12 protein-coding genes are annotated in these 12,728 nt (G+C 37.3%); 7 read left to right on the forward strand and 5 right to left on the reverse strand.

Annotated elements, in window-relative coordinates; all coding sequences use genetic code 11:
• Window positions 1–50 precede the first annotated feature (50 nt).
• Both JEM65_RS04650 and JEM65_RS04655 read right to left on the reverse strand, forming a co-directional pair.
• Complete coding sequence (locus JEM65_RS04650) at window positions 51–1,235, reverse strand: chorismate-binding protein (RefSeq protein ID WP_199597533.1); 1,185 nt, start codon at window positions 1,233–1,235, stop codon at window positions 51–53.
• 1 nt (window position 1,236) lies between these two features.
• Entirely contained in the window at window positions 1,237–1,662 is a 426-nt protein-coding gene (locus JEM65_RS04655; protein ID WP_199597534.1) for a PaaI family thioesterase, read from the reverse strand.
• Window positions 1,663–1,712: 50 nt separating this feature from the next.
• Between JEM65_RS04655 and JEM65_RS04660 the strand changes: the two genes are divergently transcribed.
• Window positions 1,713–2,468 carry an alpha/beta hydrolase gene (locus tag JEM65_RS04660; RefSeq protein WP_306465076.1) on the forward strand — a complete coding sequence of 252 codons (756 nt, stop codon included), beginning with the start codon at window positions 1,713–1,715 and terminating at the stop codon, window positions 2,466–2,468.
• A 50-nt stretch (window positions 2,469–2,518) separates the two neighbouring features.
• Here JEM65_RS04660 and JEM65_RS04665 read toward each other — a convergent pair whose 3' ends face one another.
• Window positions 2,519–3,748, reverse strand: coding sequence for an NAD(P)/FAD-dependent oxidoreductase (locus JEM65_RS04665; RefSeq protein ID WP_233530524.1), 1,230 nt, complete (start codon window positions 3,746–3,748; stop codon window positions 2,519–2,521).
• 55 nt (window positions 3,749–3,803) lie between these two features.
• Window positions 3,804–4,769 (reverse strand): NAD(P)H-dependent flavin oxidoreductase, encoded by a 966-nt coding sequence (locus tag JEM65_RS04670; protein WP_199597535.1) that lies wholly within the window; start codon window positions 4,767–4,769, stop codon window positions 3,804–3,806.
• Between the two features lie 71 nt (window positions 4,770–4,840).
• Between JEM65_RS04670 and JEM65_RS04675 the strand changes: the two genes are divergently transcribed.
• From JEM65_RS04675 to JEM65_RS04690, 4 genes are all read left to right on the forward strand, one after another.
• Entirely contained in the window at window positions 4,841–5,641 is an 801-nt protein-coding gene (locus JEM65_RS04675) for a Crp/Fnr family transcriptional regulator (protein ID WP_199597536.1), read from the forward strand.
• A 296-nt stretch (window positions 5,642–5,937) separates the two neighbouring features.
• Window positions 5,938–6,471: a hypothetical protein gene (locus JEM65_RS04680; RefSeq protein WP_199597537.1), complete on the forward strand. Its 534-nt coding sequence runs from the start codon at window positions 5,938–5,940 to the stop codon at window positions 6,469–6,471.
• Window positions 6,472–6,510: 39 nt separating this feature from the next.
• Complete coding sequence (locus JEM65_RS04685) at window positions 6,511–6,819, forward strand: hypothetical protein (protein WP_199597538.1); 309 nt, start codon at window positions 6,511–6,513, stop codon at window positions 6,817–6,819.
• Between the two features lie 634 nt (window positions 6,820–7,453).
• Window positions 7,454–7,999 carry a hypothetical protein gene (locus JEM65_RS04690; RefSeq protein WP_199597539.1) on the forward strand — a complete coding sequence of 182 codons (546 nt, stop codon included), beginning with the start codon at window positions 7,454–7,456 and terminating at the stop codon, window positions 7,997–7,999.
• Window positions 8,000–8,371: 372 nt separating this feature from the next.
• Here the strand turns inward: JEM65_RS04690 and dnaK are convergent, their stop codons facing one another.
• A complete protein-coding gene (gene dnaK / locus JEM65_RS04695; protein WP_199597540.1) occupies window positions 8,372–10,282 on the reverse strand; it encodes a molecular chaperone DnaK in 1,911 nt (636 codons plus the stop codon).
• A gap of 173 nt (window positions 10,283–10,455) precedes the next feature.
• Here dnaK and JEM65_RS04700 point away from each other — a divergent pair, with 173 nt between their 5' ends.
• Both JEM65_RS04700 and JEM65_RS04705 read left to right on the forward strand, forming a co-directional pair.
• Window positions 10,456–10,956: a hypothetical protein gene (locus tag JEM65_RS04700; protein ID WP_199597541.1), complete on the forward strand. Its 501-nt coding sequence runs from the start codon at window positions 10,456–10,458 to the stop codon at window positions 10,954–10,956.
• Window positions 10,957–11,265: 309 nt separating this feature from the next.
• The gene (locus JEM65_RS04705) at window positions 11,266–12,690 is read left to right on the forward strand and encodes an L-serine ammonia-lyase (protein WP_199597542.1); all 1,425 of its coding nucleotides are present in this window, start codon (window positions 11,266–11,268) and stop codon (window positions 12,688–12,690) included.
• The last annotated feature ends 38 nt before the right edge of the window (window positions 12,691–12,728 follow it).

The raw sequence follows: 12,728 nt of genomic DNA on the forward strand, positions 1-12,728 counted from the left end.
ATGCCGTAAAGTATTATTGCGGTCTGAATTGCTCAAAACTATAATTGTGACTAAATAAGCACCCGCTTTATAATTTGAGATTTATGAACCGTTTCTTCCCATTCCAATTCAGCATCAGAATCTTTAGTAATGCCACCACCAACGTAAATTTGAACGGTGTCGTTTTTGATTTGCATACAGCGTAAATTGACATAGAGATTAGAAACCGTTTTTGACACCCCGTATGCATTGTTTTCAACGTTGCGCCTGTTGGTATTTCTGGTCCGGGATTCCTTCAGATTTAATTCGCCTAAAAATCCAGCATAAAATTCTCGCGGATAGCCCTCATGTTCTATAATGAAATTTTTGGCCCTGTGTTTTGGAAATCCACAAACCGCAGGTGTTGGATGTAAAGCGTCCAAAATGGGCTTTAAAGCTTTAGTTCCTGATGTTAATTGGAGTTCGATGTCAGTTTTTAAGTGCAACAAATTCCCAGCCCTTACGGTATGTTGTTCTGACACTTCTATCTTTAAATCACTAGAATGAACGCTTGCAACTGAAGACTGAAGACTGCCAACTGAATACTGAGACCTGCCCACTGACTCACGCAGATTTTCTATAATAAAATCAGTAACAATTTGCTGTTCTTCTCGCTCTTTTTCTTTCCAAACCACATCGGTCGCACCTTCAAAAGCTTGTGTACCTGCAAGAGCCATGGTTTTAAGACGATTCCCACGAATGCTTAATAAGGTTTCCGGAGTCGCCCCCAACCACAATCCCACTTTTGGATGGTACCAACAATATACAAAAGCTGTTGGGTAGGTGTCCAACAACCTTTTAAATAAATTGATAGGGTTGGTATCAGAAGTTTCTACGGCTTCACATCGGGAAAGCACCACCTTTTTAAAACTGCCTTGGTTAATGGCCTCTATACCTTTTTGAACGAGATCGATATGAAATTCCTTTTGTTCATTCTTAGAATGATCTATATGATTGGAGGGCCCATTGCTGTTGCCTTTTACAAAATCATGCGTAATTATGGAAGCGTTTTCAAATGGCAGTAAAAAGGTGTCGTTTTCAGAATCAAAAGGTGCAAAGACAAATCCACTTTCGGTAAAGTCCAAGCTATAATGCAATTGATCATCCTCTTGAAGTAGTCCTTTTATTACTGTTGTATCTGGTTTTTTAAAGGCAACAAAAGGCAATTGATGGTCAAATTGTACTTGGAGTTGCTCAAAAAAATAATCCGATAGCATGCTACTTGTTTTTAGGTAAGGTGATGGTAGATAACCTACAGATGGACACTAAATTATCATGGTCGTCCGTAATTCTGATATCCAAAAGTTGTGTGGTACGGCCTTTATGAAGAAAGGTTGCTTTGGCATACACATGGCCGTCTTTTACAGATTTTAAATGGTTGGCCGTAATTTCAAGTCCGCGCACAAACAGATGTTCCGTATCTAAGAAAATATGGGATGCAAAACTTCCAACGCTTTCCGCTAGAGCAGCTGTGGCACCACCATGGAGCACTCCATCTGGTTGATAAACGCGCGTATTGACTGGCATTTTAGCGACTAAAAAATCGGGACCATAGTCAATCATTTCAATATTAAGCGTTTCCATTAGGGTGTTTTTACTGGCCGCATTTGCCTTGGCCAATAGGTCTTCTTTAGTTAATTGCATAGATGTGCTGTGTTTTTTAAACCAAAAGTAAAGGTACAAAACAATATCTGATGAGAACAGTTTTTGAGGGCTGGCTCACTGTCTTTTTTGGAATCCAGAATTATGGAGATGTCATTAATATCTCATTACCTTTACCCTCTATATCCATAAGTATGATGAATTCGAACGAAAAAGACATCTCCTATCAAACCACAAACACCTACTCCACTTTAAATCAATTGTCTGAGAACACCAAGACCATTTGGTTTGTGTGCCACGGTATGGGCTACTTGAGTCGGTATTTTTTAAAGTATTTTAGCGATTTAAATCCGGAGGAAAACTACATTGTTGCCCCACAGGCACAAAGTAAATATTACACACCTCCAAAATTCAGACATGTGGGAGCAAGTTGGTTAACCAAAGAGAATACGCTTAAAGAAACAGAAAATGTCTTGCGGTATTTTGATGCTGTCTTTGAAGCGGAAGAGATTCCCAACAATGTAAATTTAATTGTTTTAGGATATTCACAAGGCGTATCTGTTGCCTTACGATACATTGCCAAAAGACAGCTGGTATGCGCTCAAATTGTGATGATGTCAGGAGGCATCCCCAAAGAATTGGTGGCTGGCGATTTTCAATTTCTTAATCCCAACACAAAAGTTTCCTTGATTTATGGAAACTCTGATGAGTATCTCGATGAAGACCGTCTGGTCTCAGAAAAAAATAGAGCTTTTGAATTGTTTGGACATTGCAATCTGCGCATCATTCCCTTTGTAGGCGGACATGAAGTAAAAAAGGAATTGTTGTTGGATTTAATTATTGATTAGTCAACAAACGCCTTTAAATTTCTATACTCCGCACATTATTAAGACACACATTACCTTCCAAATTTAAAATATTCTGAAAGTTCATGAGGTTGGTCTTTAAGCATTGCAGACACCATATCCATCCCTATAGCCGAAAAAGTAATGCCGTTGCCACCAAACCCTAATACAAAATAGGCGTTTTTAAACTCAGGGTGTTTGCCAATATACGGCAGCCCATCTTTGGTTTCTCCAAACGTTCCGGCCCAGCCAAAATCGACTCTAAAATTATATTTTGGAAGGATTTTTTCTACAACTTTTTCCAACTTGGCCGACTTCTTTTTAAGGAGCGCATCTCGTTTATCAGCATTTACAAAATCTTCATCTTCTCCACCAATCAACAAGCGCTTATCATCAGTAGTTCTCATATAATTGTAGGGATCGGCCGTATTCCAGAACAAGGTGTTTTCAATGTGGGATTGATCATCTTCATTTTGTTCGCCCACAACGGCATAAGTAGATAAGAGGTTAACAATTTTTTCTGGAATAATTTCAGTGCTTTCAAAACCATTACAAAAAATCACCTTTTTCGCTTTTATAGTATTGTCAAATTCAGTGTGGATGACCACATCTTTACTGCGATACTTTATATCAACCACATCGGTTTTATCGAAAATTTGTAAACCTTTTTTATGGTTATAGTGCAACAAATCATGTGCCATTTGAAATGCATCTATGCTCCCGCCTTGGTCTGAAAGAATGCCTCCGTGGGCGCTTTCAAGCTGATACGCGTTCTTAATGGCAGCCCCGTCTAACCACTTTACAGGAAAGCCGTGTTTTTGGCGTGCTTCGAACTCTTTTTTCAACCAAGCAACATCTTTTTTTCGAGACGCAAAGTATAGGGATTCTTTTTTTGTAAATCCGCAAGTCGATTTTATAGATTTTGAAAGGGATTGAAGTTGATCTATAGAATCAAAACAGGCCTTATAGCTAAGTACTGCGCCTTCTTCACCAATTAAATTAATCAGCTCATATAAGGGTTTATCAATCTCGTATTGCAACATTGAAGTTGTTGCGGATGTACTGCCGTGGCATACTTCACGTTTATCTATAATGACGGTTTTATAACCATCGGCTATACATTGGTGTGCAATTAAACTGCCAGTTATGCCAGCACCTATAATGACAATATCCGTTTCAATATTTCGATCTAACGAAGGGTAAGAATGAATGATACCATTTTTAACCAGCCAAAAAGGTTCAGAAGAAGTTAAGCGCATAAGATCATATTTAGAAAAAGCCAAAATTAGACGATTTTACGCCATCATTTGCTTAAAACATTAACCCAATCCCAATTGTTTAAACTGTCAAATTTTGAATAATTTCTTTAACGGGAAGAATTCCTGTTGTATGTTCAATACTTGGCCCTGCAACCCAAACGGTTTTATATGTGGCTTCTGTAGCAGCTTTTTCCGTAGCTTTCATACCAATTGAGAACCGCATCATTTTTATCCATTTTTTGAGCTTTTTATTTTTGTTGAGCATAGATTCTATCCAAGATTCTTTGGTTCCTATTCTCTGAACATAGGGCGTATTGATGACCGTACAGGGTGTACCCGAAATACGTTGCGTCATCACAATATCTTTTGCACCATAGTCTACGCAGGCCTGTTTATACGCGTCTGTTACACCCGCTTCCACTGATGCGATAAACGGACTGCCTATGGAAACCCCATCAGCACCATAACGCAACATGTTGTCTAAATCTTCTTTAGTACCCACACCTCCTGCCGAAATAACCGGAATGTTACAATTGCTTTTTAAGAGTTCAATCAAATCCTTTGGAGAAATTTCACCACGATGTCCACCTGCTTCATTATTGACCGCAATAATAGCGTCAGCCCCTAAGGCTTCCACTTTTTGGGCGAATTTTAGATCAGTCACGTCGCAAAACACTTTAATGCCTACTTTGTGCGCTTCATTAATGGTGTCTTCAGGACTTCCTAAAGACGTAATTATAAAATCACACCCTTCTTCACACAGCACCCGCAACTGCTCTCTGTATTTGATGTTCGATTTATTCACAATCAAATTGAACCCAAAAGCACCGCCCTGCCCGTCCGGCAGTCGGGCTTCTACCTTTGCCGATTGCAACTCATGAATAGCCGTTTTTAGCTCTGGCAAGGTTCTATAATTTAATGCAGGAATACATCCCGCAATACCGCCTTTCATAGCTTCAATAACCATGGCGGTATTGGAAACCAGAAACATTGGTGCTTGAATGATAGGATATTTGAGGTTGAGAAGTTGGTTGAGTTTTGGCATTGTAATACGATCAGTTTTTACAAATATAAGAATTATTATGCATGCATAGTATTTCAAATTAAACTATAAACATGCTTTTTATTCACATTAAAAACGTAATTTTAATAGCGTTTAAAAAAAACCACCCCTCATACTATGGGCCGCTTACACAACTATTTAAGATGGCGGCAGACCAAAATAATTCTGATTTCTATACGCACCTCTTAAGAAGCAATTCAATTTTTGAAACTACTACCAAACAGTCCATTTCAAGGTTGGTAGCTGATTGCACTTTGAAACATCTTCTGAAAGGCGAGCATACTATTGATAAAGAAAATAATTTCTACAAATTTCACTTTATCATTAAAGGCAAAATTAAAGTCTATAATCTCAACCAATCGGATAAGCATTTTACATTATTTATACTTTCTGAAAATGACGTCTTCGACGTTTTTACACTCATTAATACCGTACAACATGATGTGTGTTATGAAATATTGGAAGATTTGGAACTTTTGGTAATCTCCACGGATATTATGAGAACATGGCTAAAAAACAATCCGGATACCTTAAGTGCCTTTTTTAAATATACCATCCAAAAATTTAAATTACTCGAATCCCAAATTTTGGATATCGGCACAAATACGATTACTGCACGATTGGCAAATTTATTATTGAAATACTATAATGTAAAAACCTGTAAAATTGAAGATATTGATAATTTGACTCACGATGAATTGGCACAATTGATTGGCACATCAAGGGCAGTATTTAATCGGCACATCCAACGATTAAAAAAACAGGGCATTATAGACGTTAGTCGTAAACATATTGAAATACTCAATCTTCCATTGTTGCAAAAACAAAGTCATACAAAAGATCCCTATACCTAGGGTTAAAAAAAAGTTAAAAAAAACGGAATGCTATTCTAGTAGCAAAACTCTCTTCAAGATTCCCTTACCTTTACCCCAATATTCTTCCCCACGCATTCCAAATTATAATATATTCCCTATTAAGAATCATCATAGCCAATTTTAAATTTAGTAAGCTACGTCGCATTTTATGTGTCAAGGCTCCAACATTATAATGCCCCAATTTTGCATTGAACTGTTGACTAATGAGCGTTAATCTATGAGTTGCGCTGAGATTCTTTCTCATTTTAAACTACCTGCTTTTAAATAAATATATTATGAAAGCAATTATGATTGGTCTTTTTCTAGGTCTGACCAGCCTAATGAACTCCCAAAGTTTTACCTCACAGGTAGACCAAGTGGCATTAAACGAGGTAGTAGTATCTCCTTTTAAAAACCCTAGTTACATGGATGCAGTATATGAACCAAATGCACCCACTCAAGCCAAAATGTTAGAATCAGAAGTTGGTAAATACGACATTACAAGTGCAACCGTATATTCAAAAAACCATATGAATTATGATGTGTTATTTGAATGTGCTTATGGAAATATTTTGGCGTCATTTAACGCTGACGGAGAGTTGTTAAATTCTTATGAAAAATTTGAAGGCATTCGATTACCTGAAACGGTAAGAATTGCGCTTCGAGACAGCTACCCAGATTGGAAACTTAACACTACTGAATACCGTGTAAAATACAATATGAACAAGGATGTCAAAAGGGTGTACGAAGTGCAGTTAATAAAAGACAACAAAAAAATGAACTTGAAAATTGATTGTAAAGGGGTTATTTTAAATCCAAAAAAAGGCTAAATACCAAAGGCCATACGTCACTTTCAAAACCTGGAAATTATGAAAACACTATTAATAGGTATAGCTCTTTTAGGCCTTACCATCCTAGTGAATTCTCAGAGCCTTGCGCCTTATATAGCACACGTAAATTTAAAAGAAGTCATAGTGTCTCCAATTAAACACATAAGTTATTATGATGCTGTTCATCATTCATACGCAGCAAAAGGAATAAGAAACTGGGACACTATTGATACCAAATATGACATCTCTACCTCTGAATTGTACGGGAGATTTGACTCTTATATATTTATGTTCTTAATCATGTGGGTAAAATTATTACTAGATATGATAAAAATGATGAACTACTAAAATCAGTAGTAAAAATGAACAACCTCGACCCAAGGGCACGAGGTATCAAGTAGAAGTTCCTTTTTTATTTCGACGCAGAGCGTCGGGGAATAAAACCCAAGGATCCCGCTAAAAAGCGGGATTAGTTCAACTAACAATTTTTAATTCATTGCTTCGCAACTTTTAAAAATTGAGTTTCACTAATTTAAAAATTAAATACGAAAGTTTTGTTTTAAATTCATAAGACAGCTGAGAATTAAAGTTCATAATTAATCTTTAAAAAAAAACGTAATCTTATTAAAAGGTTGCGTTTTATTGTTGCCCTTTAGCGCTAGTGGTCCCCAATTAAATAGATGTACACGCCATTCACGCAGTGTGAGGCAACTAAAAGCCAAACGTATTCTATTTCAACTAAATGCTCTCAACTTTAATCCCCTCTTATAAGAACAAATACCTTTAAAATTTAGTGTTAAATATGCATTTAATGCTACAAAAGTAGCACGGTCAGTTTTGATTTTCCATTAATTTTAGAGGTGTTTTATTACTGGCACTCCAAAATTATCACCCACCCATCTTCCCCTAAAAATAAGCTTAATTCACGGAGTGTTTGTGGTTTGCATCCTAGATAATATCAACAATTAAATACATAGAAATCATGAAAAAAATGTTAATCGGTGTAGTTATTTTAGGTCTTACCAACCTAGTTCAGTCTCAGAGTACTGAAACTTCTATATCGCGCGTAAAATTGAAAGAGGTCCTCATCTCTCCAATTAAGAATACCAGTTATTATGATGCTGTTTATGATCCATATGCAGCAAAAGAAGTAAGAGATTTAGAAACCGTAGTTGCCAAATACGACATCTCCGTATCTGAAATATCTGGGAAAAAATTTAACTCTTATACCGTTATGTTCTCCAATAATATTGGTAAAATCATTACTATTTATGACAAAGATGGTGTACTCCTAAAATCTGTAGAGAAATTTAAAAATGTTCGATTGCCGGAAAAAGTGAGAGTATCACTTTCAAGCAAATATCCGGGTTGGAGACTTGACCAAACGGTGTTCCGAGTAAAGTATGCCAACAATAAAGGTGTTGACAGAGCGTATCATTTACAAATTAAAAAAGGTAAAGAAAAATTGAATTTAAAAGTGACTTGCGAAGGTCATATTTTAAAATCAAGTGATTACGCTGCATTATAATTCATGAGCGTCCGGTAAAACAAGTAAAAAGTTTACAAAGCCCATTAAAGTAAGACCTGGTAAGAGATATTAAAAATGGTTCCTTGCTTTTTGAAACCAATTTCACTTAGAGTGATTTGGCAAATTTGATTTAGAATAACGATTGTTTATCAGTCAGTTATAATCAAATCTCTGTTCTTTTCCCGATAGCTATCGGGACTATAAGCGCAGCGATCTTTATTCTTTATCGGACAATAATGATTATAATTTATAGACGTACAAAACAAAAAAACGCAACCATATACATGATTGCGTTCTTTAATTGATATCCCAAGCTAAGCTTGGCATTAGCTATTAACACATTCCGATGATCTATCGGGATGAATTGTTAGCTTATTTTACTTCTTCAAAATCTACGTCCTCAACATCACTGCCTTCATTAGGCTGTCCGTTTTGGTTAGCTCCCGCGTCAGGACCTGGTTGTGCACCACCCTGAGCATCTGCTTGCGCTTTGTACATTTCTTCACTTGCAACTTTCCATGCTTCATTGATTTTCTCAAGAGCTGGATCAATTACAGCGATATCTTTAGATTCAAAAGCTGTTTTTAATTCTTCAAGCGCATCTTCAATTGGCTTTTTCTTATCATCAGATAATTTTTCACCAAATTCTTTCAACTGACTTTCTGTTTGGAAAATCATTGCATCAGCAGCATTTAATTTGTCTGCTTTTTCTTTCGCTAGTTTATCAGCTTCAGCATTTGCTTCAGCATCAGCTCTCATTCTTTTGATTTCTTCTTCAGTTAATCCAGAAGACGCTTCGATACGAATGTCTTGTGTTTTTCCTGTTGCTTTATCTCCAGCCGTTACGTGAATGATACCATTGGCATCAATATCAAACGTTACTTCAATTTGAGGTGTTCCACGTTGTGCTGGTGGAATACCATCTAAATGGAAACGTCCAATAGTTTTGTTATCGGCTGCCATAGCACGCTCACCTTGTAATACGTGAATTTCTACTGATGGCTGATTATCTGCCGCTGTTGAGAATACTTGAGATTTCTTAGTAGGAATCGTAGTATTGGCCTCAATCAACTTCGTCATCACATTCCCCATTGTTTCAATACCAAGAGATAACGGTGTGACATCAAGAAGTAATACATCTTTTACATCTCCTGTTAACACACCACCTTGGATTGCAGCACCTACTGCAACAACTTCATCAGCGTTTACACCTTTGCTAGGTTTTTTACCAAAGAATTTCTCAACGGCTTCCTGTACTGCTGGGATACGCGTTGATCCACCAACCAAGATAACTTCATTAATATCTTCTTTTGAAAGACCTGCAGCTTTCATTGCATTTTGACATGGCTCAATGGTACGTTTTACCAAATCGTCAATCAATTGCTCAAATTTAGCTCTACTCAACGTTCTTACCAAGTGTTTTGGTCCGCTAGCTGTAGCTGTAACATAAGGTAAATTGATTTCAGTTTGTGCTGAAGAAGACAATTCTATTTTTGCTTTCTCTGAGGCTTCTTTTAAACGTTGAAGCGCCATAGGATCTTGACGTAAATCAATATCTTCTTCCTTTTTAAATTCGTCAGCCAACCAATCGATGATTTTCTCATCTACGTCATCACCACCTAAATGGGTATCTCCTTCTGTTGACAATACTTCAAAAACGCCATCACCTAATTCAAGGATTGAGACATCATGCGTTCCACCACCAAAATCAAAAACTACAATTTTTTGGTCTACTCCTTTTTTATCCAACCCGTAAGCTAAAGCTGCTGCAGTTGGTTCGTTAATGATACGACGCACCTTTAAACCGGCAATTTCTCCTGCTTCTTTTGTAGCTTGACGTTGTGAGTCATTAAAGTAAGCCGGTACTGTAATAACAGCTTCCGTTACTGTTTGACCTAAATAATCTTCAGCAGTTTTCTTCATTTTTTGAAGAATCATTGCTGATAATTCTTGTGGTGTGTATAAACGACCGTCAATATCTACTCTTGGCGTGTCATTGTCTCCTTTTACCACTTTATACGGTACGCGTTCTGCTTCTTTTTTAGACTCAGAATACTTGTTACCCATAAAACGTTTGATGGAAGAAACCGTTTTTGTAGGGTTTGTTACCGCTTGACGTTTTGCTGGATCACCAACTTTAATTTCACCACCTTCTACGAAAGCAATGACAGATGGTGTAGTTCTTTTACCTTCTGCATTAGGAATTACAACTGGCTCGTTACCTTCCATTACCGAAACGCAAGAGTTGGTTGTACCTAAATCGATTCCAATTATTTTACTCATAATATATGTTTTGTGTTGAATTATTAATTTTTTATTTCTCTTTGTATATGTCAATCATTGTGCCATGACATAAAATATGACAAGGTGTCATTTATATAAAATATTTTGACATCGTTATACCACTATATAGCGATACGATTTGTAATTTTACAAATAACCTAAAACGAAATCGCATGAAAAAGATCGCAACCTTATTATTTGTATTGGCACTTACCTTAACTGCTTGCACCGGCGACCAAGGCCCAGCAGGACCTCCAGGACTTGACGGGGCTGATGGCGGCATCATTACCTCATCTGCCTTTGAAATTGATATCAATTTTAATGCTGCCAATAATTTTTCGCATAAAGAAGATTATGGCTTTGAAGTTTTTCCTTCTGACGTTACCCTAGTTTATATTTTATGGGAAATTGATAACGGAACAGATGTGTGGCGTTTATTACCGCAAAGCGCAAATTTTGATGACGGCACTTTGGTGTACAACTTCGCTTTTACCCAAACTGATGTGCGTTTCTTTTTAGAAGGCACCACCAATTTGAATACATTAGATGCTAAATGGACACAAAAAGCCTTTAGAGTAGTTGTCATTCCTGCAGATAATGTAGATGGTGTTGACATTTCCGATCTCAACCTCGTCATGAAGGCTAACAATATTGAACATTTTGAACTCAAATAGATTCGAGAAGCGTCTATAATTTTTCTCAGAGATGTTTATGACATCCCTTTTACTTCTTGTGTTTGCCGTCAATTTACCATAGGCCTAAACCCTTAATTCAGATGACCCTCCATGTTATAAAGTAGGACTGCTTCTCTTTCATGCTTTATAGTAGTTTCTTCAAACACTTCATCTCAACATTTTTTGACAATAAATCCACCTAATTTATACAGTCTCAATAAGATAAATTGACAATTCATTTCTCCTTCTTATCAATTCTATTTTGACATAAAAAGAGGCTATATTTGCACCTCTAAATCGTTTTCGTCAATGGAGTGTATTTCTGTATTTGATATGTTAAAGATTGGCGTTGGCCCATCAAGTTCCCATACCCTAGGGCCTTGGCGTGCCGCTGAACGCTGGATTAAAGAATTAAAGGACAGCAATAAATTTGATAAGGTTGAAAGTATCACCGTAGATCTGTATGGTTCCTTATCGCTAACCGGGAAAGGCCATGCTACTGATTATGCCATTATATTAGGGCTTTATGGTGCAGATCCTGAAAGAATTCCTATTGACTCTCTTGAAGCCATCATTGCTACCGTTAAAAGCACACATACTTTGTTGTTTAACAATGAAATGTCTATTGCATTTGATCCTAAAACAGACATTGTCTTTAATAGAAAATTCTTGCCCTTTCACGCCAATGGTATGAAATTTACAGCAATGATTGACGGCAGGAAATCCAGTTCGACCTTTTATTCTATTGGCGGCGGATTTGTGGTTAAAGAAGAACGAAAGGTGTCCAAAAAGAATGTTAAAATTTTCGAAAACACCTTCCCTTACCCTATTCGATTAGGAACGGAACTACTCGCTTATTGCAAGGCATTAGACTTACCTATTTCAAGTGTGGTTTTGGAAAATGAGAAATCGATCAGGGATATGGAGACGATCGATTTTGAACTCAAACGGATTTGGGATACGATGTTGGAATGTATGTACACAGGCTGTCATACCGAAGGTAATCTGCCTGGTGGATTAAATGTCAGACGTCGCGCCTATGACATGCACCAAAACTTAAAAGGTGATCTCCCTTATAGCAATCCGCAGGAATGGCTGGAAACCATCAGACAAACAGAGGTTAAATTTAGGCAAATTTTAAAGTGGGTCAGCTGTTTTGCACTTGGCGTTAATGAAGTCAACGCTGCCTTAGGCCGTGTAGTTACAGCACCTACCAATGGAAGTGCGGGTGTTATCCCATCTGTATTAATGTACTATTTAGTAATAGAAAACCATGAGGCTGATTTTGAACACATCAAAAAATTTCTTTTAGTGGCTGGAGAAATTGGCAGTATTTTTAAAAAAAATGCCACTATTTCAGCAGCTATGGGTGGCTGTCAGGCAGAAATTGGCGTGTCTTCTGCAATGGCCGCCGCCGCCCTTTGCGAACTTTTAGGAGGGTCTCCTGATCAGGTTTTAATTGCTGCGGAGATTGCGATGGAGCATCATTTGGGAATGACTTGCGACCCTATTGGCGGTCTGGTCCAAATACCGTGTATAGAACGCAACGCCATGGGGGCTTTAAAGGCTATCAATGCCGCAGAATTGGCATTAAATACAGATCCGAAAAACGTTAAGGTTCCTTTAGATAAAGTTGTTCAGACCATGTGGGAGACTGCCAAGGATATGAATACCAAGTATAAAGAGACCTCAACAGGAGGGTTAGCAGTAGGCGTACATCTTTCGGATTGTTAATAGTGCAACTGCTATTTTTAATACTATTTGCTGAATGT

Source organism: Gelidibacter salicanalis (assembly GCF_016469035.1).
GTDB lineage: Bacteria > Bacteroidota > Bacteroidia > Flavobacteriales > Flavobacteriaceae > Gelidibacter > Gelidibacter salicanalis_A.